Origin of the sequence: Cellulomonas cellasea, assembly GCF_030372105.1 — a bacterium.
Taxonomy (GTDB): Bacteria; Actinomycetota; Actinomycetes; order Actinomycetales; family Cellulomonadaceae; genus Cellulomonas_A; species Cellulomonas_A cellasea_A.
This window is the reverse complement of record NZ_JAUDBQ010000003.1, coordinates 34,867-57,706: the sequence shown is the minus strand read 5'-3', so window position 1 is coordinate 57,706 and position 22,840 is coordinate 34,867. Positions and strand designations below refer to the sequence as shown.

Genomic DNA, 22,840 nt, shown 5'->3' with positions numbered 1-22,840 from the left:
ATGCGGGCGGCACTGCGGACCCGCATGCGGGGAGGCGACAGGGGGCTCACGCTCGCCGAGCTGCTCGTGTACTCGGTGTTGCTGCTCGTCGTCGTCGCCATCACGGGAACACTGCTGATCCGGGGCTTCGTCATCCAGCGCGATGTGCGCGACATGACGACGGCCTCGAATGACGGCCAGGTCACGATGGCGTCCATCGAGGCCGGTCTGCGCAACGCCGCCACTGTGACGACGCCGTCCGTGTTCGACGGGCGCCTGCTCGTCGTCATGACGCGGGTGGGCGACCAGGATGACGCGCCGTCGTCCTGGCAGTGCCGCGGGTGGCTTTACGACACGGCGTCGAAGTCGTTGCGCACGATCGAGGGCGCGCCCGGCGCCGCCGCCCCGACCAAGAACCTCTCACTGACATCCGATTTCTCGGCATGGCGCACGATCCTCACGGACGTCGTCCCTGTCACGAGGACGGGCGTCACCCAGCCCGTGTTCGCAGCCGAGGGCGCCACCGGCTCACAGATCTTGTTCGACGTCCTCGAAGGCGCGGACGGCAAGAGCGTCACGTTCGGCTCTGCGGCGATTCCGCGCCCGCAGGGGACCATCACCGGTGGGGAGACATGCTCATGAGGTCCATGCTCGCGCGCCGTCCCGGCGACGACCGGGGCAGCGCCATGGTGATGGTCATCGGAGTCGCCTCCGTGATCGCGATCCTCGGCGCCACGCTCGTGTCCCTCACCGTCTTCGCCTCCGCGACCAGCGCGTCCACGCGCGCAGGCATCCAGGCGCAGGCCGCCGCCGAGGAGGCCATCGACAGCACGATCGCCCAGCTGCACCAGTCGGCGTACCGCGGGCAGGAGACCACGTTCCCCTGCACGCTGCCGTACTCCACGACCAGTGGCTCAGGCACCGCGAACGTGACGTTGAAGCTGCGCTACCGCGCAGTCGGCTCGATGGACTTCCTGTGCCCGCAGCCATCAGTGGTCGACCTCGCGGAGACGGAGATCGTCGCGACGTCGACAGTCGCCATCCCCACCGGCAACGGCGAGAGCACCTCGACCCGCGTGGTCAAGCAGCGCCTGCTCGTGCAGCCCAGCGGGTCCACGCAGCCGGTGTTCGCCTACGGGGTCTACAGCGGCGACAACCTCACCACGACGAACGGCTTCGAGGTCGATGGTGGCGACGTCCACACCAACGGCAACTACGCGTGCTCGGTGCTCGGCACGATCATCGGCAATCTCACGGCCGTGGGATCCGTGAGCCTCACGAACGCCTGCGAGATCAAGTCCGTGCACAGCGGGGGGACGTTCACCTGCTCGTCTGGCGCCAAGGTGGGTGGCGACGTGGTCGCTGCTGGCACCGGCATGTCCAACATCTCGAACACCTGCACCGTGGCTGGGAAGTTGGTCACCGGCGGCAGCATCAAGGCGCCGAACTCGCTCAAGGTCGGCGGCAACATGATCTCGGCCACCGGCTCGATCTCGATCGGGCCGGCCGGGCGGGTCCTCGGGTACGGCCAGGCGGCCGGCGCCATCTCGCTCGACGGCGGCGGCTCGCTCGCCACCGTGTTCTCGAGCGGTCACACGCCCAACGCCCCCAGCGGGGTCCCGGATGCGCCGTCGCCCATCACGATGCCGTCGATCACATGGACGGACGTCGTGCCTCCTGGCTCGCCGACGCCGAAGCCCTTCGGCGAGTGGACGAAGGAGAACGCCGAGGCGAACAACGCGCCGAGCTGGTCTGAAGTCCGATCGGGCACGAAGTGCGACGTCGCGAAGGCGAACTACAGCCTCAACGGCCGGCTCGTGAGCCCGCCGGCCGCGACAGTGCTCGACGCCCGGGCCTGCGATGTGAAGCTGTTGGGCGGGAGCGCGAGCGACCCGATGGAGCTCGTGCTGCAGGACGACCTGACGATCGTCGCGCGGTCCTTCGAGAGCACGAACGGCTTGCACGTCAGCTCGACGAAGGTCGGCAGCGACGCCAAGCTCCGCATCATCGTCCCGCTGCCCACCGGCGCGGCGAGCTGCAGCGGTGTCGCCCAGGGGGACATCGTGGTGCAGAGCGGTGGTGTGGTGTTCGACAGCAACGTGGACACGTTCTTCTACACGAACGGCACCGTGCGGCTGACGAACGACGTGAATCTCGAGGGGTCCATCTACGCGTGCAAGACCAACTTCTCGGTCAACACCAAGGTCAAGTACAAGGACATGACCCCGCCCGGCATGGTGAACCCGCCCTCGCCGCTGTACTCGTTCAGCCCGACCGTCCGCCACGACGTGCGCAACTGACGGCGCAGCCGCCGACTGTGCCACCCTTCCAGCCGTGATCGTCGCTCTCGCCGCACTGTTGGGCCTGCTCGTGGGCTCGTTCCTCAACGTGGTCATCTGGCGGGTGCCGCGGGGCGAGTCGGTGGTGAGCCCGCCGAGCGCGTGCCCGCGGTGCGGTGAGCGGGTGCGCTCCCGCGACAACATCCCTGTGCTCTCGTGGCTGCTGCTCAGGGGCAGGTGCCGCGATTGCCAGGCGCCGATCGCGGCGCGCTACCCGCTCGTCGAGGCGGCCACGGCCGTGCTGTTCGCCCTCACAGCCTGGTACGTCGGCGCCTCCTGGGCGCTGCCCGCGGCCCTCTACCTCGTTGCTGTGTCCATCGCGCTCGCGCTGATCGACATCGACGTGAAGCGGCTGCCGAACGCCATCGTCTTGCCGTCCTACCCGGTCGCCGTGGCGTTGATCGTCCTCGCGACCTGGGCTCCTGGCGGCAGCGGGGACGGCGGCGCTGTGGTCCGGGCGCTGCTGGGCTGCGCCGTCATGTTCGGCGTCTACTTCGCGCTGTGCCTGGCCTATCCGCGCGGCATGGGCTTCGGCGACGTCAAGCTCGCCGGGCTGCTCGGGCTCTACCTGGGCTGGGTCGGATGGCCGGCGTTGATCGTCGGGTGGTTCGCCGCCTTCTTGCTCGGCGGGGTCTTCTCGATCGGCCTGCTCGCGATGCGGCGGGCGGGCCGCAAGACCGGCATCCCGTTCGGCCCGTGGATGCTCGCCGGGGCGGCGGTGGGTGTCGTCGCGGGCGCGGCGGTCGCCGACTGGTACTTGGCGCTGCTGTCGACTTCCGCCGCCTGAGGGCTCAAGGACCGCACGCCGCGACCCGATAGCAAGGGGGTCACACCACGGCGTCGGAAGGATCCTCTGTGGCCACCACACGAGTCATCGGACTCGATATCGGCACCACGTGCGTCCGGGCTGCAGAGCTTGAGTTCGGTCGCGGCGGGCCGGGCGGGAAGACCGTGCCGACGCTGGTGCGACTCGACCAGGTGCCGTTGCCGCTGGGCGCGGTCCGTGAGGGCGAGGTCGCCCAGCCGGCACAGGTCTCGGGAGCGCTGCGACAGCTGTGGCAGCAGGGGAAGTTCGACTCGCGTGACGTCGTCATCGGAGTCGGCAACCAGCGTGTGGTCGTGCGGGAGCTCGAGTTGCCGTGGATGCCGCTGCCGCAGTTGAAGGAGTCCCTGCCCTTCCAAGTGCAGGAGTTGCTGCCTATGTCCGCGGACGAGGCGCTGCTCGACTACTACCCGACGGGCGAGATCGACGGCCCGCAGGGGCGGATGGTGCAGGGCATGCTCGTCGCGGCGCAGCGGGACACAGTGAACGCGAACGTGCTGGCTGTCGAAGGCGCTGGCCTGCGACCTCGGATGGTCGACCTCAACGCCTTCGCGCTCGTCCGCGCCCTCGCGCGTGCGGACCTGGCCGACCGGGTCGTGGCCTTCGTCGACATCGGGGCGAGCATCACCACTGTCGTCATCTCCGATCGCGGCGTGCCGCGCTTGGCCCGGTCGCTGGCCAGCGGGGGTCACAACGTGACGCAGGCGATCGCGAGCACCATGGGGATCGCGGGCGCCGAGGCGGAAGGGCTGAAGCGTCAGATCGGCGTCGGTTACACAGTCGCTCCTGAGCTCGCCGCGGCGGCGGAGGTCGTCAACTCGATGGCACAGACGCTCATCGAGGCGATTCGCAACACGTTCGTCTACTTCGGCGCCAACCACAGCTCGGGCATCGAGGCCGTGGTGGTCACCGGTGGCGGTGCGCACCTCCCGGGCCTCGGGCAGTACCTGTCCAGCGCCAGCCGGTTGCCGGTCAGCCTGGGCGACCCCTTCGCCGGCCTGAAGGTGGCCAAGTCCTTCCCCCGCGACCAGCTCAACGGAGCCGAGTCGCTCGTCGCCCTCGCAGTCGGCCTGGCCTACGGAGCTGCCGCATGACCAGTACTGTCTCCCGCCCGTCGCCCTCACGTGGCGCCGCGTTCGGCGGGCCGCCGCTGCCACAGGTCAACCTGCTCCCACCCGAGGTGCGCGCCGGACGCCAACTGCGCCGCGCGAAGCTGTGGATGGGTGTGGGCGTCGCCGCGACGTGCCTGCTCGTCGCGGGTGGCTATGTGTTGAGCGCCGTCGGCGTCGTCATGGCCGAGCGCGAGCTCGCCGCCCAGCAGGAGCGCACCAACGACCTGCTCGCCGAGAAGGCGCTGTACGCCGAGGTGACGCCGGTGGTCACCGAGCTCGCCCGGGTCGCGGCGGCGCAGCTGGCCGTGTCCACCACCGAGGTCCTGTGGGCCGACTACCTGGGCGCGGTCACCGCCGTCCTGCCGGCCGACGCCTCGGTGGCGACCATCGCCGTCGAGGTGTCGAACGGGGAGCCCACTGACGACCCACTCGTGTCGCCGCACTTCGGCCGCGTGACGTTCACCGGCTATTCGACGACCACGCCGGACACCATCGCGTGGCTCGAGGGGCTCTCGGCCATTCCCGGGTTCGCCGACCCGACGCTGACGGTCACTCAGAAGACCGCTGTCGAGGACGTCGAGCTCTACGAGTGGACGGTGCGGGTGCACCTGTCGCAGGACAGCTTCGCGGGCCGGTTCATCGAAGGGGAGGGTTGATCATGAGCTCGCTCAAGACTTGGGTGGCGGGCACTGTGCTCACCAGCGTCCTCCTGGCCGCCGGTGGCTGGTTCCTGCTGATCTCCCCGCAACGCTCGTCAGCCGAGGAGATCCGCTCGCAGACGGAGTCGACGGCGCAGTCCAACGACGTGCTCGAGGTCGAGATCGCCGCCCTCAAGCGGCAGCACGCGAGCATCGCCGAGTTCCGCGCAGCGCTGGCAGAGGCGCGCCTCGCGATCCCCGCCGACGCGGAGATCGCAAGCCTGCTCCGGCAGATCGACGCGGTGGCGGTGTCCACCGGGGTGACGTTGATCTCCGTGACGCCGGGCGCGGGCGCGTCGGTGACGTTGGTGGCTGTGCCGAGCGACGAGCCAGCGGCGCCAGCGGCGGCCGACGGCGAAGGGGAGGCCGCCGAGGGGTCTGAGCCGGCTCCGGACGCGACTGCCACACCGGAGATCCCGGCGATCGACGGGCTGTATGGCATCCCGTTGGCCATCGACGTCATCGGCTCGTATGAGGCGACGACGGCGTTCCTCGCCCAGATTCAGACCGGTGTCGAGCGGTACATCAGAGTGGCCCAGATCTCGTCGACCGCGCTCGAGGCGCGTGCCCCCGAGGGCGGCCGCCCCGAGACCGTGAAGGGAGACGTCGAGCTCGTCGCCTCAGGCTTCGCCTACGTGGTCACGAACGCGCTTGTCCAGCCAGAGGCCGTGGCGCCGGGTCCGCTTCCCGTCGCCCCGCCCGGTCGCAACCCGTTCCTGGCCCCGGGCGGGCAGGCTGCGGGCTGACCTGGCGGCGCGTCCATCGAGCGGACCTCCGATCGGCCTGTGCCGACCGCGTGGAAAGATGCCCTCATGCTCCGTTGGTTGACCTCAGGTGAGTCGCATGGCCAGGCCCTCGTCGGCATCCTCGAAGGCCTCCCGGCCGGTGTCGAGGTGCAGAGCGCGGACATCCAGGCCGCTCTCGCGCGCCGTCGGCTCGGTTATGGCCGCGGCGCCCGGATGAAGTTCGAGCAGGACGAGGTGCGCGTCCTCGCGGGCGTCCGGCTGGGGCTCACGCAGGGCGGCCCGATCACCGTGGAGATCGGCAACACCGAGTGGCCCAAGTGGGTCGATGTGATGTCGTCTGACCCGGTGGAGGACCCCGAGCTGCTGAACCGGGCGCGCAACGCCCCGCTGACGCGGCCGCGCCCGGGCCACGCCGACCTGGTGGGCATGCGCAAGTACGCGTTCGACGACGCCCGCCCGGTGCTCGAGCGCGCGTCTGCCCGGGAGACGGCCACCCGCGTGGCGCTCGGCACGTTGGCTGCGAAGTTCTTGGAGCAGGCGGCGGGCATCCGGCTGGTCTCGCATGTCGTGGGCATTGGGCCCGTCGCTGCCCCGGATGGCGCCGACCTGCCGACCCCTGACGATGTGGCGGCGCTCGACGCCGACCCGGTGCGCTGCTTCGACGCGGCGACCTCGGCGGCGATGGTCGCGGAGATCGACGAGTGCCACAAGGACGGCGACACCCTCGGCGGCGTCGTCGAGGTGCTGGCCTACGGCGTGCCGTCCGGCCTGGGCTCCTACGTCCACGGCGACAGGCGCTTGGACGCGCGCCTGGCCGGCGCCCTGATGGGCATCCAGGCGATCAAGGGCGTCGAGGTCGGGGACGGCTTCCGCACGGCCACCCGCCGCGGCTCCCAGGCGCATGACGAGATGGAGCGGGACGCCTCCGGGCAGATCGTCCGGCGCTCGAACCGCGCGGGCGGCATTGAGGGCGGCATGACCAACGGCGAGATCCTGCGGGTGCGGGCCGCGATGAAGCCCATCTCGACGGTGCCGCGCGCGCTGGACACGGTGGACACCGCGTCGGGCGACCCGGCGAAGGCGCAGCACCAGCGCTCGGACGTGTGCGCGGTGCCGCCCGCCGCTGTCGTGGCGGAGGCGATGGTCGCCCTGGTGCTGGCTGACGCGTTGCTCGAGAAGACGGGCGGCGACTCGGTGGGCGAGGTGCGCCGGAACCTCGAGGGCTACCTGGCGGCGATCCCCGAGCTGCAGCGCTGATGCCCGCGCCGGTGGTGGTGTTGGTCGGGCCGCCCGGATCGGGCAAGTCGACGGTCGCGGCCCAGCTCGCCTCGCGGTGGGGCGTCCCCGCGCGGGACACGGACGCCGACGTCGAGGTGGTGGCGGGCAAGTCCATCGGGGAGATCTTCGTCGAGGACGGCGAGCCGCATTTCCGCGCTCTCGAGCGCGACGCGGTGCTGCGGGCCCTCGGCGAGCATGACGGCGTCCTGGCCCTGGGTGGCGGCGCGGTGCTCGACGAGGCCACCCAAGAGGCGTTGGCGGGCTACGCGGCGGGCGGCGGCGTCGTCGTGTTCCTCGACGTGAGCCTCGCGCACGCGGCCCCCCGGGTCGGCTTCAACACCGCGCGGCCGTTGCTGCTGGGCAATCCGCGCGCGCAGTGGCAGGCGCTGATGGAGGCCCGTCGGCCCGTCTACGAGCGGGTGTCGACGTTGCGGGTGTCGACGGACGCGCGGGTTCCGGCTCAGGTCGCCGCGGAGATCGACGAGGCCGTCCGGCAGCGGCCGGGGAGCGTTTCGCAGGACGAGGGGAGCGGTTCGTGAGCAGCGAGCAGGGCATGCGCGTCGTCAGGGTCGAGGGCGAGCAGCCCTACGACGTCGTGATCGGCCGGCACCTGCTCGGTGAGCTGCCCCGCCTGCTGGGCGAGGGCGTCAAGCGCGTCCTGGTGATCCACCCGACGGCGCTCGCCACGTCCGCCGAGGCGATGCGCGAGGACCTGCTGGGCAGCGGCTTCGAGGCGATCCTCGCGGAGGTGCCCGACGCCGAGGCGGCGAAGACGGCGCAGGTGGCAGCGTTCTGCTGGCAGGTGCTCGGGCAGGCCGACTTCACGCGGTCCGATGCGATCGTGTCGCTCGGCGGTGGCGCCACCACCGACCTGGCGGGATTCGTGGCCTCCACCTGGCTGCGCGGGATCAAGGTCGTGCACGTCGCCACGACGCTGCTCGGCATGGTCGACGCGGCTGTGGGCGGCAAGACGGCGATCAACACAGCCGAGGGCAAGAACCTCGTCGGGACGTTCTTCCCGCCGGCCGGGGTGCTGTGCGACCTGGCGGCGCTGGAGACCATGCCGCGCTACGACTACATCGCGGGCCTCGCCGAGGTCATCAAGGCCGGCTTCATCGCCGACGCCCGCATCCTGGACCTGGTCGAGGCCGACCCGGAGCTGGTGTGCGATCCGGTGCGGGCTGCGCAGTCGCCGGTGCTGCTCGAGCTGGTGGAGCGGGCCATCGCGGTGAAGGCGCGGGTCGTCAGCGCTGACCTGCGGGAGGCGGGCGACCGCGAGTTCCTGAACTACGGCCACACGTTCGCGCACGCGATCGAGCAGGTGGAGCGGTACTCGTGGCGGCACGGGGCGGCGGTGTCGGTAGGCATGGTGTTCGTCGCCGAGCTCGCGCGGCTCGCCGGGCGCCTGGACGACGCCGACGTGGACCGGCACCGCGCGATCCTCACGTCGGTGGGCCTGCCGGTCTCCTACCGCGGGGACCGCTGGGAGCAGCTCCTGGCGGCGATGCGGCGCGACAAGAAGACCCGCGGCGACCTGCTGCGTTTCGTGGTGCTCGACGGCATCGGCCGCCCGAGCCGCCTGGAGGGGCCCGACCCAGCGCTGCTCGCCGCCGCGTACGCCGAGGTCAGCGAGGGCGCCGCGCCGGTGGGCACGGCGATCCCGCTGTGATCGCCGCGTCCCCTAGGCTCGCGGCATGACGCGCGTCCTGCTGCTCAATGGTCCCAACCTCGGCCGCCTCGGCGTCCGCGAGCCGGACGTGTACGGCTCCGCGTCGTACACGGACCTCGTGGCCGCGGGGGAGCGGTGGGGCGCCGAGCGGGGCCTCGACGTGGTGGTGCGGCAGACGGACTCCGAGTCCGAGCTCGTCGGGTGGCTGCATGAGGCGGTCGACAGCGGCGCGCACGTCGTGCTGAATCCCGCGGCCTTCACGCACTACTCGTATGCGGTGCGCGATGCGGCCGCGCAGGTGACCAAGGCCGGGCTCGTGCTCGTCGAGGTGCACCTGTCCAATCCGTACGCCCGCGAGGAGTTCCGGCACACGTCGGTGATCGGCGCCGTCGCCACGGGGACGATCGCCGGGTTCGGCTTCGACTCGTACCGGCTGGCGCTGGACGCGGTCGCCGCGCGCGGCTCCGCGGCTCAGTCCTGAGGACTCCGCGAACAAGGCTCTACCCTTGTAACGGATGGAACAAGGCTCTAGCCTTGTGCGATGTTCGTCCTGACGATCGACCAGCAAGGCAGCCGTCGCGTCGGCGACCGTGTGGGCGAGCTGCTCGCCCACCTCAGGGCCCGCGGTGACATGCACCGGGGATCTGCGGGCGTGCTCGCCCCGTTCGAGCGCACCGTGGGCGACGAGGTGCAGTGCGTCCTCGACGATCCCGCCCTCGCCGTGGACGTGGTGCTGGCAGTGCTGCGGCTGAAGGACTGGAGCGTCGGCATCGGCGCCGGCGACGTGGACCTGCCGCTGCCCGCGTCATCACGAGCCGGGTCGGGCCCCGCCTTCGTCATGGCGCGAGACGCCGTCGAGCAGGCCAAGAGCCGCATCCGCGCGGTGCCGCTCGTGGTGCACGGCGCCGATGAGGCGCGGGCGCGCGAGGCGGAGGCGGTCCTCGTGCTGCTCGGCGCCATGGTGCAGCGCCGCACGGCAGCCGGGTGGGAGGTCGTGGACGCGGTGGAGCGCACCGGCGAGACGAGGCAGGACGTGATCGCGGCCCGCGTCGGCGTCACCCAGCAAGCGGTGAGCCAGCGCCTGCGCACGGCGCTGTGGCTCGAGGAGCAGGCCGCCCGGCCGGTGGCCGCACGGCTCCTCGCCGAGGCGGCATCGGCCCCTAGCCGTCCATGACTGACCGGCCCCGCACGTGACCAGCGCCGACGGCTGGGCACACCGCCGCTGATCCGCCAGACTCGTCCCGCCGCAGTCCGCGTCAAAGGAGATCCCGTGCACCCCCTGCTCATGCTGCTGACCGTCCTGGCGATGCTGGCGGTGAGCGCCGCGGGCGGATGGGTGCTGACGGCGGGGGTGCTGCACCTGGCGGGCCGGTCGTCAGACGCGGGGTCCCCAGAGGACGAGGCGGCGGCACACGACGACGAGGCGCCCAGGGCCACAGCCCTCTCCGACGGCCCGGACGGCGACCGGGCGCGCGCGGTCCTGCGCGGGGGGACGTGGATCGGCCTGCTGGAGCGCGTCGCCGTGACCGGGTGCCTGCTGGCGGGGGAGTCGAGCGGCATCGCGATCGTGGTCGCCGTCAAGGGCCTGGGTCGCTACCCGGAGCTGCGGGAGAACCCCGGCGCATCCGAGAGGTTCGTCATCGGGACGCTCACGTCCATGATCTGGGCCGCCCTGGTCGGTCTAGCGGGACGCGCGCTGCTCATGTCCTGAGGCTCGGGGGCGCCGCTGGCTGTACGATGGTCGGCGGTCTGGTCGCCCCCTCCTGTGCAAGGGCGGGCGTGGCGACAACGACTCGCACATTCTCAACTCGACAGGAAGCAGCTCTCGTGGCCACCACCAACGACCTCAAGAACGGCACCGTGCTGAAGATCGACGGCCAGCTCTGGACTGTCGTGGAATTCCAGCACGTGAAGCCCGGCAAGGGTGGGGCGTTCGTCCGCACCAAGCTGAAGAACGTCCTCTCGGGCAAGGTCGTCGACAAGACGTTCAACGCCGGCCTGAAGGTCGAGACGGCGAACGTCGACAAGCGCGACATGCAGTACCTGTACAAGGACGGCTCGGACTTCATCTTCATGGACACCGACACGTTCGACCAGCTCCCCGTCTCGGAGACGGTGGTCGGCGACGCCGCGAACTTCATGCTCGAGAACCAGAGCGTCATGGTCGCGACGAACGAGGGCGCGCCGCTGTACGTCGAGCTGCCCCCGTCGGTCGTGCTGGAGATCACCTACACGGAGCCGGGCCTGCAGGGCGACCGCTCCACGGGCGGCACCAAGCCCGCCACGGTGCAGACGGGCTACGAGATCCAGGTCCCGCTGTTCCTGGAGGCCGGCACGAAGGTCAAGGTGGACACCCGCGACGGGAGCTACCTCGGCCGCGTGAACGACTGACGTGGGAGCTCGCACCAAAGCCCGCAAGCGGGCGATCGACGTCCTCTTCGAGGCGGAGCAGCGCCGCCTCGACCCGGTGACGCTGCTCGCGCAGCGCATCGCCGAGCCAGGCACCGAGTCGGCCCTGCCGCAGTACTCCGTGGACCTGGTCGAGGGTGTCGCGGCCCGGCAGGCGCGCATCGACGAGCTGATCTCGACGCACGCCCACGGCTGGACCATCGAGCGGATGCCCGCCGTGGACCGCGCGCTGGTCCGGCTGGGCATCTGGGAGGTCCTCTACAACGACGACGTCCCCGACGCCGTCGCCGTGGACGAGGCCGTCGAGTTGGCCCGCTCGCTGTCGACGGACGACTCGCCGACCTTCATCAACGGCCTGCTGGGCCGCATCGTCGACTTGAAGCCGACCCTGCTGGCCTGAGTGCGCAGTCCTGCATGCGCGCCCCGGAGCCTGACGGCCCGGGGCGCGTGTGCGTCTGGGGCTCCTACCGCGCGCCGAGCGCCCCGTGGCGACGCGGTCGTGGTCCGCGCACGGGGAGCCCCGGCGCCGCCCTGCCCAGCAGGTTGCCCTGCACCCGGGAGACCCCCAGGTCGACGAGCGCGGTGAGCTGGGTGGCCTTCTCCACACCCTCGGCGACCACCTCGAGGCCGTGGGCCTCGGCGAGCCCGAGAATCGCGCGGAGCACCGCGAGGCCGCGCGGGGTGCCGATCTGCCGCACGAAGGACTGGTCGATCTTCAGGATGTCCACGGGAAGTGTCGCCAGGCGGGACAACGAGCTGTAGCCGGTGCCGAAGTCGTCGAGCGCGATGCGCACGCCCCGCTCACGCAGCGCCTGCAGCTTGATGGTCGCCGCGGCGTCGTCGGCGAGCAGCGCGCTCTCGGTGACCTCGATGGTCAGCCGCACCCACTCGCTGTCGCCCCAGGCGCGCTGCACCTGGTCGAGGAAGTCGGGCTCGGAGACCTGACGCGCCGCGACGTTGACGGCCACCGGGAGCTGGAACTTGTCGTAGCCGGCGCGGGCGCTGGCCATGAGGGCCTCGCCGATCGGGATGATGAGGCCTGACTCCTCGGCGAGGGGCAGCCACTCGGCGGGCTGGAGCATGGTGCCCCGGTGCGACCAGCGGGCAAGCGCCTCGAGCTCGACGACCTCCAGGGTGCGGGCGTCGACGATCGGCTGGAAGTGGGTGACGAACTCCCGGTCGGCGATCCCCACGTCGAGCGCGCGGCGCAGGCGGGTCTCCGACTGGACCCGGCGGCGCAGTGGGCGGTCGAACAGCAGCACGCCGACGCGGGTGCGCTTCGCCTCCAGCATCGCGGTGTCGGCGTGGCGCAGGAGTGCCTCGGCGTCCAACGGCTCACCGGGCTCCCACGCGGCGATGCCGACAGTCAGCCGAGGGGCGTTGCTGGACGGCCCCGGCCCGGTGAAGCCGTTGCGCAGCCGGTGGCCGAGCTCGCGCAACGCGTCGTCCGAGGGCGCCCGGGAGATCACCGCGACGAACTCGTCGCCGCCGAGCCGCGCGACGCTGGAGCCCGCGGGCACCTGGGACCGCAGATGGTCGGCGACCTGCACGAGCAGCGCGTCGCCCCAGGCGTGGCCGTGGTGGTCGTTGGCCTGCTTGAAGTGGTCGAGGTCACAGTAGAAGACCGCCACCCGGGTGCGCTCCACCTCGGCCTGGTCCAGCGCCCCAGCGAGCTGCTGGTCGAGGGCGTGCCGGTTGGGCAGCGAGGTGAGGGAGTCGGTGAACGCGGCCCGTCCGAGCCGGTCGGCGAGCTCGGTGCGCTCGGCGTGCGCCGAGACGAGCTGGGCGAGGTCCATCAGGAAGGCCCGCTCGCGGGGGTCGAGCGGGCGGCCCTCGAGGGGGAACAGCTCGGTGACGAACCTCCCACGCGGCAAGTTGCGCAGCGACCCCTCGATCTGCGGGTTGTCGAGCAGCTGGCGGGCCTCCTCGCGGGCGCGCAGCAGCAGCGCCTCGGGGTCCTTGAGGAACCAGGCGGCGTTGGCGATGCGCGCGACGGCGTCCCGCATGCCGTTCTGCCGGTCCGCCTCCCACTGCGAGCGGCGCAGCCGGTGCAGCGCGAGCGCCTCCAGGCCGATGCACAGCGGGATCGCCCACGAGCTGGTGAGGAGCTCGCGCAGCGCGGCGTCGGCCACGAGGAACGAGGTGACGAGCGCCAGCGTGGAGAGGGACGAGACGGCGAGGAGGGCGACGCCCATGGCGGTCAGGCGCGCCTTGCCGACGGCGACCACCACGTACACGCCCACGATCATCACGGGGATGAGGAAGGTGAGGGCGTCGACGGGTCCGCGGGTCGGCGCCGTCCCGTCGTGGCGGACCACGAGGTCGGTGCCCAGCCAGAGCCCGGCGCGCAGGAGGTACAGCCCGGTGGCGGCGAGGACGTACGCGCGCACGGGAGGCCCGGCGGAGTAGGCACGGGTGGCGGGCAGCGCCAGGACGACCGCGGCCGCGAGCAGTTGGGCGCGCACGAAGGGCAGCACCTCGCCGGCGGGCAGCACAGCCAAGAACCCGTTGGTGAGGAACAGCAGGGCGAGCGCGGCGGACCAGACGAGCGTCCACGCGGCGCCGGCGCGGCGCAGGCGCCCACGCCACCACACCCAGTGCAGCATGCAGAAGCCGCCCACCAGTCCGGCGGCGGAGAACTGCACGAGCGCCGCCCACGTCGGCGCTGAGATCTCCATGTTCGCTCAATCGGTCCATTCGCCCGCGGCATTGAGTCGGCATCTGGGTGATGACCCCTCGCGAGGCGTTGGGTGTCCAGGAAGTGGCGGCGCGTCGGGGCGCCCGCCGCGGGGCGGTATTGTCGAGTCCTGACAGACATTCCTTTAAGGCCCGTCCAGAGAGGCGGGGAAGGAGGCTGCCAGATGAGCTCTGGCACTGGTGCGCCCATTGACGGCGCACAGCCCGCAGACCTGACCGCCGCACCGGACGCCAATGTCGTCCTGGGAGCCGCTGAGATCAGCCGGGCGCTCACGCGCATCGCCCACGAGATCCTCGAGCGCAACAAGGGCGGCTCCGACCTGGTGCTGCTGGGCATTCCCACCCGTGGGCTGCCGCTGGCGCACCGCTTGGCGCAGCGCCTCGCCGACGTGGAGCCGGGGCTCGACGTCGCCGACCTGGTGGGCAGCCTCGACGTCACGATGCACCGCGACGACCTGGCCCTGCACCCCACCCGCACGATCGGCCGGACGGCGCTGCCCGACGGCGGCATCGACGGCAAGGTCGTGGTGCTGGTGGACGACGTGCTGTACTCCGGCCGCACGATCCGCGCCGCGCTCGACGCGCTGAGCGACCTGGGCCGCCCCCGTGCGGTGCAGCTCGCCGCGCTGGTGGACCGTGGCCACCGCGAGCTGCCGATCCGCGCGGACTTCGTCGGGAAGAATCTGCCGACCTCCACCTCGGAGCGGGTGCGCGTGCTCGTCGCCGAGATCGACGGCCAGGACGCCGTGCTCATCTCGGGAGGCGCGCGATGAGGCATCTGCTCTCCGCCCAGGACCTCGACCGCGACGCGGCGATCCGGGTGCTCGACACCGCGGGCCAGATGGCCGCGACCCAGGCCCGCGAGATCAAGAAGCTCCCCACGCTGCGCGGCCGCACCGTCGTCAACCTGTTCTTCGAGGACTCGACGCGCACCCGGATCTCCTTCGAGACGGCCGCCAAGCGGCTCTCGGCCGACGTGATCAACTTCTCGGCGAAGGGGTCGAGCGTGTCCAAGGGCGAGTCGCTCAAGGACACCGCGCAGACCCTGCAGGCGATGGGCGCGGACGCGGTGGTCATCCGCCACCAGGCGTCCGGGGCCCCGCACCGGCTGGCGCACTCTGGCTGGACGAATGGCGCCGTCGTCAACGCGGGCGACGGCACCCACCAGCACCCCACGCAGGCGCTGCTCGACGCGTACACGATCCGCCGCCACCTGGTGGGCGACAGTGGGCGCGCGGACGTCAGCGGACGCGACCTGCAGGGGCTGCGGGTCGCGATCGTCGGGGACGTGCTGCACAGCCGCGTCGCGCGCTCCAACGTGCAGCTGCTGCACACCCTGGGCGCCGACGTGACGCTCGTGGCGCCGCCCACGTTGGTCCCCGTCGGGGTCGAGGCGTGGCCCGCCCGCGTGTCCTACGACCTCGACGCGGTGCTGGCCGACGAGCAGCCGGACGCCGTGATGATGCTCCGCGTGCAGCGCGAGCGGATGTCGAACGCCGGCGGCGGGTTCTTCCCGAGCCCGGTGGAGTACTCGCGCGGCTACGGGCTGGACGGCCGACGCCTGCGCAACCTGGCCGAGCACGCCATCGTGATGCACCCGGGCCCGATGAACCGCGGGCTGGAGATCTCGGCGGAGGCGGCGGACTCGCCCCGCGCCGTGATCGTCGAGCAGGTCGCCAACGGGGTGGCTGTGCGGATGGCTGTGCTGTACATGCTCCTCGCGGGGGAGCAGACGACGAACGTGAAGGTGGACGCAGCGTGAGGACGACGTATCTTCTCCGGGCCGTGGCGCCCCTGGGCGGCGAGCCCGTGGACGTGCTGCTCGCCGACGGCGTGATCGCCGCGATGGGCCCCGACGCGGCGGCCCGCGCGGGCGACGACGCCGTGGTCGTGGACGGCGCCGGCCTGGTGCTGCTCCCCGGGCTGGTGGACCTGCACACGCATCTGCGCGAGCCGGGCCGTGAGGACGCCGAGACGGTGCTCACCGGCACGCGTGCGGCGGCGCTCGGCGGGTTCACCGCCGTGCACGCGATGGCCAACACCACCCCGACGCAGGACACGGCCGGCGTCGTCGAGCAGGTCTGGCGCCTGGGCCGGGACGCCGGCTGGGTGGACGTGCACCCGGTGGGCGCGGTGAGCGTCGGGCTGGACGGCGAGCACCTCGCCGAACTCGGCGCGATGGCCGCCTCGGCCGCCCGAGTGCGGGTCTTCTCCGACGACGGCAAGTGCGTGAGCGACCCGGTGTTGATGCGCCGCGCGCTCGAGTACACGAAGGCCTTCGACGGGGTGGTCTCCCAGCACTCGCAGGAGCCGCGCCTGACCGTCGGCGCCCAGATGCACGAGGGCGTCGTGTCCGCGGAGATCGGGCTCGCGGGCTGGCCCGCGGTCGCCGAGGAGGCGATCATCGCCCGCGATGTGCTGCTCGCCGAGCACGTCGGCTCGCGCCTGCACGTGTGCCACCTGTCCACGGCCGGCTCGGTGGAGATCATCCGCTGGGCGAAGTCGCGCGGCATCGACGTGACCGCCGAGGTCACCCCGCACCACCTCATGCTCACGGACGAGGAGGCCCGCGGCTACGACCCGGTGTTCAAGGTCAACCCGCCGCTGCGCACAGCCGCCGACGTCGAGGCCGTGCGCGCTGGCCTGGCCGACGGCACGATCGACATCGTCGCCACCGACCACGCGCCGCACCCGCGCGAGGACAAGGACTGCGAGTGGGCCGCCGCCGCGTTCGGCATGACGGGCCTGGAGACCGCCCTGTCGGTGGTGCAAGAGGCCATGGTCGACACCGGCCGCATGACCTGGGCGGACGTCGCCCGGGTGCTGTCCACCACCCCGGCCGCGATCGGCCGGGTCGAGGACCAGGGCCGGCCGATCGCGGTGGGGGAGCCGGCGAACCTGACGCTCGTCAACCCGTCGGTGCGCCGCACGGTGGTCCCCGAGGAGCAGGGCACCGCGAGCGCCAACTCCCCGTTCGGTGGGCGTGAGCTGCCGGGCGCGGTGGTGGCCACGTTCCTGCGGGGCCGGGCGACGGTGCTCGACAGCCGGGCGCAGGACGACCCGGACGGCAGCCAGCGCGCCGCCGGGCGTGAGGCGTCCGCCTGATGCGGACCGCGGTCACGATCGCCGTCCTGCTGGCCTTGGGCCTGCTGGTGTTGTGGTCGATGCGGCGGGGGTGGCGGAGCCGGGGCGCGAGCACGGCGGCCGAGGTCCCCGAGCTTCCGGCGACTCCTGCGGAGGGTTTGCGCGGGGCGCCGGTCACCGGGCCGATGGAGGCCACGTACATCTCCTCGACGCGGGCTGGCGACTGGCTCGACCGGGTCGTGGCGCATGACTTGGGGGTGCGCAGCGCCGCGCAGGCGCAGGTGTTCGAGCGCGGGGTCCTGCTGGCCCGGCGTGGCGCGCGGGACGTGTGGGTGCCGTCGCAGTCCCTGCGGTCGGTCGGCACGACGTCCGGCATGGCTGGCAAGTACGTCGGGGGCGACGGGATCGTCGTCCTCACCTGGGCCCTGGCGGGCGACGAGCGCGGGCTGGACACGGGTGTGCGCCCGCGTCGGGCCCAAGATCGCACGCGCCTGCTCGAGGCGGCCCGTGACCTGATCGACCCGACGTCCGCCGTGGCGCAGAAGGAGCAGCAATGACCGACGCAGTCCTGATCCTGGAGGACGGGCGGACGTTCCGCGGGCGCGCGTATGGCGCCACCGGGTCCACTGTCGGGGAGATCGTCTTCAACACCGGCATGACCGGGTACCAGGAGACGCTCACCGACCCGAGCTATCACCGGCAGATCGTCGTGATGACGGCGCCGCACATCGGCAACACCGGCGTGAACGACGAGGACCCGGAGTCGAGCCGCATCTGGGTGGCCGGCTTCGTGGTGCGCGACCCTGCGCGCCGCCCGTCGAACTGGCGCTCTGAGCGGACGCTGGACGAGGAGCTCGCCGCGCAGGGCGTGGTCGGCATCTCGGACATCGACACTCGTGCGCTGACCCGTCATCTGCGCGAGCGCGGGGTGATGCGCGCCGGCGTGTTCTCGGGTGACGCCCTGCTGGGCAAGGACGGCTCGCGCCTGCCCGACGATGTGCTGCTCGAGGCGGTCAAGTCCGCCCCGGCGATGCAGGGCGCCGACCTGGCGGGGGAGGTCTCGACGGCCCAGGCGTATGTCGTGGAGGCTCTGGGCGCCGACGGGCTGCCGCTGGCCGAGCCGGTGGCCACCGTCGCGGCGGTGGACCTGGGCATCAAGGCCATGACGCCGCAGCGGCTCGCCGAGCGCGGGGTGCGCGTGCATGTGCTGCCCTCCGACTCGACCATCGAGGAGGTGCTGGCCACCGGCGCGGACGGGGTGTTCTTCTCGAACGGCCCCGGCGACCCGGCCGCCGCCACCCATGAGGTCGAGCTGCTGCGCGAGGTCCTCGACCGCCGCATCCCGTTCTTCGGCATCTGCTACGGCAACCAGCTGCTGGGCCGGGCGCTCGGCTACGGCACGTACAAGCTGGGCTACGGCCACCGCGGCGTGAACCAGCCGGTGGTGGACCGCCTGACCGGCAAGGTGGAGATCACCGCGCACAACCACGGTTTCGCCGTGGACGCCCCGCTGGACGGCGAGTCCACGGCGCCCCATGACGGCGGCCGCTACGGCCGGGTCGTGGTGTCCCACGTGAACCTGAACGACGACGTCGTCGAGGGCCTGTCCGCCCTGGACCTGCCGGCCTTCTCGGTGCAGTACCACCCCGAGGCCGCTGCGGGCCCGCATGACGCCGCGTACCTCTTCGACCGTTTCCTTGAGCTCATGCGCGCCTCGGGCGCGCAGAAGGGTGCCGACGACTGATGCCCCGTCGCACAGACATCTCCAGCGTGCTCGTCATCGGCTCCGGGCCGATCGTCATCGGGCAGGCGTGCGAGTTCGACTACTCCGGCACGCAGGCGTGCCGCGTGCTGCGGGACGAGGGCATCCGGGTCGTCCTGGTGAACTCGAACCCCGCCACGATCATGACGGACCCCGAGTTCGCGGACGCCACGTATGTGGAGCCCATCACCCGCGAGGTGCTGACCTCGATCATCGCCAAGGAGCGCCCGGACGCGGTGCTCGCGACCCTGGGCGGGCAGACGGCGCTGAACGCGGCCATCGAGCTCGACGAGGCGGGCGTGCTCGAGGAGTACGGCGTCGAGCTGATCGGCGCGAACATCGCGGCCATCCAGAAGGGCGAGGACCGCCAGCAGTTCAAGGAGGTCGTGGAGGTCTGCGGCGGGGAGAGCGCCCGCTCGGAGATCATCCACACCGTCGAGGAGGCCGTCGCCGCGGCGGACGTGCTGGGCTACCCGATGGTGGTGCGCCCGTCGTTCACGATGGGCGGGCTGGGCTCGGGCATGGCCTACGACGAGTCGGACCTGCGCCGCATCGTCGGGCAGGGCCTGCACTACTCGCCGACCACCGAGGTGCTCCTGGAGGAGTCGATCCTCGGCTGGAAGGAGTTCGAGCTCGAGCTCATGCGCGACAAGGCCGACAACGTCGTGGTCGTGTGCTCGATCGAGAACGTCGACCCGGTCGGCGTGCACACCGGCGACTCGGTCACCGTGGCCCCGGCCCTGACGCTCACGGACCGCGAGTTCCAGCGCATGCGCGACATCGGCATCGCGATCATCCGCGAGGTCGGCGTGGACACCGGCGGCTGCAACGTCCAGTTCGCGATCCACCCGGACACGGGCCGCATCATCGTCATCGAGATGAACCCGCGCGTGTCGCGCTCCTCGGCGCTGGCCTCCAAGGCCACGGGCTTCCCGATCGCGAAGATCGCGGCGCGCCTGGCCATCGGCTACACGCTCGACGAGATCCCCAACGACATCACGGGCTCCACCCCGGCGTCCTTCGAGCCCACGCTCGACTACGTCGTGGTCAAGGTGCCCCGGTTCGCCTTCGAGAAGTTCCCGGCGGCCGACGACACGCTGACCACCACCATGAAGTCGGTGGGCGAGGCGATGGCGCTGGGCCGCAACTACACCGAGGCCCTGGGCAAGGCCATGCGCTCGATCGACAAGAAGGGCTCGACGTTCCACTGGGACGGCGAGCCGCTCACGGGCGCCGCGCTCGACGCCCTGGTCGAGTCGCTGTCGCGGCCCACCGAGGGGCGTCACGTCGACGTGCAGCAGGCGCTGCGCGCCGGGGTGAGCGTCGAGGAGGTCTACGCCCGCACCGGCATCGACCCGTGGTTCCTCGACCAGGTCGTCCTGGTCAACGAGGTCGCGCAGGCCACCGCCGACGCCCCGGCGCTCACCGCCGAGGTGCTCGCCCACGCCAAGCGGCACGGCCTGTCCGACCCGCAGATCGCGTCGCTGCGCGGCGTCACCGAGGACGAGGTGCGCCGCACCCGGCACGCCCTCGGGGTCCGCCCGGTCTACAAGACCGTCGACACCTGCGCCGCCGAGTTCGAGGCCCGCACCCCGTACCACTACTCGTCCTACGACGAGGAGACGGAGGTCGCCCCGCGCGACCGCCCGGCGGTGCTGATCCTCGGCTCGGGCCCCAACCGCATCGGCCAGGGCATCGAGTTCGACTACTCGTGCGTGCACGCCGCGCTGGCCCTCAAGGGCGAGTACGAGACCGTCATGGTCAACTGCAACCCGGAGACCGTCTCCACGGACTACGACACCTCCGACCGGCTCTACTTCGAGCCGCTGACCTTCGAGGACGTCCTGGAGGTCTACGAGGCGGAGCTCGCCGCGGGGCCGGTGGCCGGCCTCATCGTGCAACTCGGCGGCCAGACCCCGCTGTCGCTCGCGCAGCGCCTGGCCGACGCTGGCCTGCCGATCCTGGGCACGTCGCCCGCGGCCATCGACGCCGCCGAGGACCGCGGCGCGTTCGGCGCCGTCCTCGCCGAGGCGGGGCTCCCCGCGCCGGCCTTCGGCGCCGCCACGACGCTCGAGGCGGCCCGCGAGATCGCCCGCGGCATCGGCTTCCCGGTGCTCGTCCGCCCGTCGTACGTGCTGGGCGGGCGCGGCATGGAGATCGTCTACGACGAGGTCCAGCTCACCGAGTACGTCGAGCGGGCCCTCGAGGCGGCGGTCGACCACACGGGCCGCGCCGGCGCGCTGCCGCCGCTGCTCATCGACCGCTTCCTCGACGACGCGATCGAGATCGACGTGGACGCGATCTACGACGGACACGAGCTGTTCCTCGGCGGCGTCATGGAGCACATCGAGGAGGCCGGCATCCACTCCGGCGACTCGGCATGCGTGCTGCCGCCGGTCACGCTCTCCACCGCCGAGCTCGAGCGCATCCGCCGCTCCACCGAGGCCATCGCGCGCGGCGTCGGGGTGCGCGGGCTGCTCAACATCCAGTTCGCGCTCGTCTCCGACGTGCTCTACGTGCTGGAGGCCAACCCGCGCGCGTCGCGCACGGCGCCGTTCGTCTCCAAGGCCACCGGCGTCTCGCTCGCGAAGGCCGCCGCCCTGGTCATGACGGGCCACACGATCGCCGACCTGCGCGCCTCGGGCGTGCTCCCGCAGACCGACGCCAGCGTGCTGGACCTGCGCGCGCCCATCGCCGTCAAGGAGGCCGTGCTGCCGTTCAAGCGGTTCCGCACCGCCGACGGCACAGTCGTCGACACCGTGCTCGGGCCGGAGATGCGCTCCACGGGCGAGGTGATGGGCTTCGACGTGGACTTCCCCACGGCGTTCGCCAAGTCGCAGGCCGCGGCGTTCGGCGGCCTGCCGACCTCCGGGTCGGCGTTCATCTCGGTGGCGGACCGCGACAAGCGCTCGATCGTCTTCCCGGTGAAGCGGCTGGCCGAGCTCGGCTTCGAGATCCTCGCCACCGAGGGCACCGCCGCGGTGCTGAGCCGCAGCGGCATCGAGTCCCGGGTCGTGCGCAAGCACTCGGAGGGCCGGGGCGACGCGGGGGAGCCCACCATCGTCGACCTCATCACGCAGGGCCGGGTGGACATCGTGGTGAACACCCCCTCGGGCCAGGGCGCCCGCGCGGACGGCTACGAGATCCGCGCGGCGACCACCGCCGCCGACAAGGCGATCGTGACGACGGTGCAGCAGCTCGGCGCGGCCGTGCAGGGCATCGAGGCGGCCCTCGCCGGGCCGTTCCAGGTGACCAGCCTGCAAGAGCACGACGCCGCCCGTGGGGCCCGCCGCGTCGCCGGGCCGGTGGCCTGATGGGCGCCACGTTCGGCGCGCGCCTGGCCGCCGCCATGGACGCCCATGGCCCGCTGTGCGTCGGCATCGACCCGCACCCCGGCCTGCTGCGGGCGTGGGGGCTGCCTGACGACGCGTCAGGGCTGTCAGCGTTCGCGCGCGCCGTCACCGACGCGCTAGGCGGCCGCGTCGCGGCGCTCAAGCCCCAGTCGGCCCTCTTCGAGCGGCACGGCTCCGCAGGGGTCGCCGTGCTCGAGGAGGTCGTCGCGGCGGGACGCGACTCCGGGACGCTGGTGATCGTCGACGCGAAGCGCGGCGACATCGGCTCCACGATGGCCGCCTACGCCGACGCGTACTTGCGGGACGGCTCCCCGCTCGCCGGCGACGCGTTGACGGTGTCGCCCTACCTGGGCTTCGGCTCCCTGGCGCCCGCGGTCGAGGCGGCGCAGGCCACCGGGCGCGGCCTGTTCGTGCTCGCGCTGACGTCGAACCCCGAGGGCGCGTCCGTGCAGCATGCGCGCGACGCGCACGGGGTGTCGGTGGCGGCCCGGATGGCGCTGGAGGCCGGGGCCCTCAACGAGCGTGAGATCGCCGCGTCCGGCGCAGAGCTGGGCTCGGTCGGGCTCGTCGTGGGCGCCACGATCGGGGACGCGGCCGCCCGCACAGGGGTGGACCTGGCCGCCGTCCGGGGGCCGTTGCTGGCCCCCGGGGTAGGCGCCCAGGGCGCTGGCGCGGACGAGCTCGCAGCCGTGTTCGGCGCCGCTCGACGCGCTGTCCTCGCCTCCTCGTCACGCGGTGTGCTGGCCGCTGGGCCGGATCGCGACGCCCTGCGACGGGCTGCGGCCGACGCCTCGGCGGAAGCCGCCGCCGCGCTGCGATGACGTTCGCGTTGCCGACCTGTGCGAATGCTCGCTAGGTTCGGTGGACGATCACGTCCCACTGACGAGAAGG

General features: G+C 72.1%; 22 protein-coding genes. 21 read left to right on the top strand and 1 reads right to left on the bottom strand.

Annotated features, from left to right (window positions below; all coding sequences use genetic code 11):
- From QUV83_RS03960 to nusB, 14 genes are all read left to right on the top strand, one after another.
- Positions 1 to 621 (top strand): hypothetical protein, encoded by a 621-nt coding sequence (locus tag QUV83_RS03960; protein ID WP_289562880.1) that lies wholly within the window; start codon positions 1 to 3, stop codon positions 619 to 621.
- Positions 618 to 2,279 (top strand): hypothetical protein, encoded by a 1,662-nt coding sequence (locus QUV83_RS03955; RefSeq protein ID WP_289562879.1) that lies wholly within the window; start codon positions 618 to 620, stop codon positions 2,277 to 2,279. Before QUV83_RS03960 ends, QUV83_RS03955 begins: the two co-directional genes overlap by 4 nt.
- 34 nt (positions 2,280 to 2,313) lie before the next feature.
- A complete protein-coding gene (locus QUV83_RS03950; protein WP_289562878.1) occupies positions 2,314 to 3,105 on the top strand; it encodes a prepilin peptidase in 792 nt (263 codons plus the stop codon).
- Between the two features lie 68 nt (positions 3,106 to 3,173).
- Positions 3,174 to 4,235 (top strand): type IV pilus assembly protein PilM, encoded by a 1,062-nt coding sequence (gene pilM / locus QUV83_RS03945; RefSeq protein WP_289562877.1) that lies wholly within the window; start codon positions 3,174 to 3,176, stop codon positions 4,233 to 4,235.
- Positions 4,232 to 4,909, top strand: a complete 678-nt coding sequence (locus QUV83_RS03940; RefSeq protein WP_289562875.1) for a PilN domain-containing protein — start codon at positions 4,232 to 4,234, stop codon at positions 4,907 to 4,909. The genes pilM and QUV83_RS03940 overlap by 4 nt, the downstream gene beginning before the upstream one ends.
- Positions 4,910 to 4,911: 2 nt before the next feature.
- Positions 4,912 to 5,697: a type 4a pilus biogenesis protein PilO gene (locus QUV83_RS03935; protein ID WP_289562873.1), complete on the top strand. Its 786-nt coding sequence runs from the start codon at positions 4,912 to 4,914 to the stop codon at positions 5,695 to 5,697.
- Between the two features lie 66 nt (positions 5,698 to 5,763).
- Positions 5,764 to 6,954, top strand: coding sequence for a chorismate synthase (aroC, locus tag QUV83_RS03930; RefSeq protein WP_289562871.1), 1,191 nt, complete (start codon positions 5,764 to 5,766; stop codon positions 6,952 to 6,954).
- Positions 6,954 to 7,514: a shikimate kinase gene (locus tag QUV83_RS03925; RefSeq protein WP_289562869.1), complete on the top strand. Its 561-nt coding sequence runs from the start codon at positions 6,954 to 6,956 to the stop codon at positions 7,512 to 7,514. Before aroC ends, QUV83_RS03925 begins: the two co-directional genes overlap by 1 nt.
- Positions 7,515 to 7,528: 14 nt before the next feature.
- On the top strand, positions 7,529 to 8,644 hold the full coding sequence (gene aroB / locus QUV83_RS03920; RefSeq protein WP_289563064.1) for a 3-dehydroquinate synthase: 1,116 nt from the start codon (positions 7,529 to 7,531) through the stop codon (positions 8,642 to 8,644).
- Between the two features lie 25 nt (positions 8,645 to 8,669).
- Positions 8,670 to 9,125: a type II 3-dehydroquinate dehydratase gene (locus QUV83_RS03915; RefSeq protein ID WP_289562868.1), complete on the top strand. Its 456-nt coding sequence runs from the start codon at positions 8,670 to 8,672 to the stop codon at positions 9,123 to 9,125.
- 60 nt (positions 9,126 to 9,185) lie between these two features.
- Positions 9,186 to 9,818, top strand: a complete 633-nt coding sequence (locus tag QUV83_RS03910; RefSeq protein ID WP_289562866.1) for a hypothetical protein — start codon at positions 9,186 to 9,188, stop codon at positions 9,816 to 9,818.
- 96 nt (positions 9,819 to 9,914) lie between these two features.
- Entirely contained in the window at positions 9,915 to 10,355 is a 441-nt protein-coding gene (locus tag QUV83_RS03905) for a hypothetical protein (RefSeq protein ID WP_289562864.1), read from the top strand.
- A 116-nt stretch (positions 10,356 to 10,471) separates the two neighbouring features.
- Positions 10,472 to 11,035 carry an elongation factor P gene (efp, locus tag QUV83_RS03900; protein ID WP_289562862.1) on the top strand — a complete coding sequence of 188 codons (564 nt, stop codon included), beginning with the start codon at positions 10,472 to 10,474 and terminating at the stop codon, positions 11,033 to 11,035.
- Position 11,036: 1 nt separating this feature from the next.
- Entirely contained in the window at positions 11,037 to 11,453 is a 417-nt protein-coding gene (gene nusB / locus QUV83_RS03895; RefSeq protein WP_289562861.1) for a transcription antitermination factor NusB, read from the top strand.
- Positions 11,454 to 11,517: 64 nt separating this feature from the next.
- Here nusB and QUV83_RS03890 read toward each other — a convergent pair whose 3' ends face one another.
- Positions 11,518 to 13,731, bottom strand: coding sequence for a putative bifunctional diguanylate cyclase/phosphodiesterase (locus tag QUV83_RS03890; protein WP_289562859.1), 2,214 nt, complete (start codon positions 13,729 to 13,731; stop codon positions 11,518 to 11,520).
- A 183-nt stretch (positions 13,732 to 13,914) separates the two neighbouring features.
- On the opposite strand from QUV83_RS03890, the gene pyrR reads away from it, so the two are divergent.
- From pyrR to pyrF, 7 genes are read left to right on the top strand one after another with little or no spacing between them, the layout of a single operon-like run.
- Positions 13,915 to 14,523, top strand: coding sequence for a bifunctional pyr operon transcriptional regulator/uracil phosphoribosyltransferase PyrR (gene pyrR / locus QUV83_RS03885; RefSeq protein WP_289562857.1), 609 nt, complete (start codon positions 13,915 to 13,917; stop codon positions 14,521 to 14,523).
- Entirely contained in the window at positions 14,520 to 15,512 is a 993-nt protein-coding gene (locus QUV83_RS03880; RefSeq protein ID WP_289562855.1) for an aspartate carbamoyltransferase catalytic subunit, read from the top strand. The genes pyrR and QUV83_RS03880 overlap by 4 nt, the downstream gene beginning before the upstream one ends.
- Complete coding sequence (locus tag QUV83_RS03875) at positions 15,509 to 16,855, top strand: dihydroorotase (protein ID WP_289562853.1); 1,347 nt, start codon at positions 15,509 to 15,511, stop codon at positions 16,853 to 16,855. The genes QUV83_RS03880 and QUV83_RS03875 overlap by 4 nt, the downstream gene beginning before the upstream one ends.
- Positions 16,855 to 17,391, top strand: coding sequence for a PH-like domain-containing protein (locus QUV83_RS03870; protein WP_289562851.1), 537 nt, complete (start codon positions 16,855 to 16,857; stop codon positions 17,389 to 17,391). Before QUV83_RS03875 ends, QUV83_RS03870 begins: the two co-directional genes overlap by 1 nt.
- Complete coding sequence (gene carA, locus QUV83_RS03865) at positions 17,388 to 18,578, top strand: glutamine-hydrolyzing carbamoyl-phosphate synthase small subunit (protein ID WP_289562849.1); 1,191 nt, start codon at positions 17,388 to 17,390, stop codon at positions 18,576 to 18,578. The genes QUV83_RS03870 and carA overlap by 4 nt, the downstream gene beginning before the upstream one ends.
- Positions 18,578 to 21,910 carry a carbamoyl-phosphate synthase large subunit gene (carB, locus tag QUV83_RS03860; RefSeq protein WP_289562847.1) on the top strand — a complete coding sequence of 1,111 codons (3,333 nt, stop codon included), beginning with the start codon at positions 18,578 to 18,580 and terminating at the stop codon, positions 21,908 to 21,910. Before carA ends, carB begins: the two co-directional genes overlap by 1 nt.
- Positions 21,910 to 22,770: an orotidine-5'-phosphate decarboxylase gene (pyrF, locus tag QUV83_RS03855; RefSeq protein ID WP_289562845.1), complete on the top strand. Its 861-nt coding sequence runs from the start codon at positions 21,910 to 21,912 to the stop codon at positions 22,768 to 22,770. Before carB ends, pyrF begins: the two co-directional genes overlap by 1 nt.
- Positions 22,771 to 22,840: the final 70 nt, after the last annotated feature.

Excerpts from the sequence above, each read along its gene's own strand:
- QUV83_RS03925 (WP_289562869.1), top strand. The coding sequence starts at position 6,954 with ATGCCCGCGCCGGTGGTGGTGTTGGTCGGGCCGCCCGGATCGGGCAAG.
- QUV83_RS03935 (WP_289562873.1), top strand. The coding sequence starts at position 4,912 with ATGAGCTCGCTCAAGACTTGGGTGGCGGGCACTGTGCTCACCAGCGTC.
- QUV83_RS03955 (WP_289562879.1), top strand. The coding sequence starts at position 618 with ATGAGGTCCATGCTCGCGCGCCGTCCCGGCGACGACCGGGGCAGCGCC.
- QUV83_RS03890 (WP_289562859.1), bottom strand. The coding sequence starts at position 13,731 with ATGGAGATCTCAGCGCCGACGTGGGCGGCGCTCGTGCAGTTCTCCGCC.
- QUV83_RS03940 (WP_289562875.1), top strand. The coding sequence starts at position 4,232 with ATGACCAGTACTGTCTCCCGCCCGTCGCCCTCACGTGGCGCCGCGTTC.
- aroC (WP_289562871.1), top strand. The coding sequence starts at position 5,764 with ATGCTCCGTTGGTTGACCTCAGGTGAGTCGCATGGCCAGGCCCTCGTC.
- QUV83_RS03870 (WP_289562851.1), top strand. The coding sequence starts at position 16,855 with ATGCGGACCGCGGTCACGATCGCCGTCCTGCTGGCCTTGGGCCTGCTG.
- carB (WP_289562847.1), top strand. The coding sequence starts at position 18,578 with ATGCCCCGTCGCACAGACATCTCCAGCGTGCTCGTCATCGGCTCCGGG.
- QUV83_RS03910 (WP_289562866.1), top strand. The coding sequence starts at position 9,186 with ATGTTCGTCCTGACGATCGACCAGCAAGGCAGCCGTCGCGTCGGCGAC.
- pyrR (WP_289562857.1), top strand. The coding sequence starts at position 13,915 with ATGAGCTCTGGCACTGGTGCGCCCATTGACGGCGCACAGCCCGCAGAC.
- pyrF (WP_289562845.1), top strand. The coding sequence starts at position 21,910 with ATGGGCGCCACGTTCGGCGCGCGCCTGGCCGCCGCCATGGACGCCCAT.
- carA (WP_289562849.1), top strand. The coding sequence starts at position 17,388 with ATGACCGACGCAGTCCTGATCCTGGAGGACGGGCGGACGTTCCGCGGG.
- QUV83_RS03880 (WP_289562855.1), top strand. The coding sequence starts at position 14,520 with ATGAGGCATCTGCTCTCCGCCCAGGACCTCGACCGCGACGCGGCGATC.
- aroB (WP_289563064.1), top strand. The coding sequence starts at position 7,529 with ATGCGCGTCGTCAGGGTCGAGGGCGAGCAGCCCTACGACGTCGTGATC.
- QUV83_RS03915 (WP_289562868.1), top strand. The coding sequence starts at position 8,670 with ATGACGCGCGTCCTGCTGCTCAATGGTCCCAACCTCGGCCGCCTCGGC.
- QUV83_RS03960 (WP_289562880.1), top strand. The coding sequence starts at position 1 with ATGCGGGCGGCACTGCGGACCCGCATGCGGGGAGGCGACAGGGGGCTC.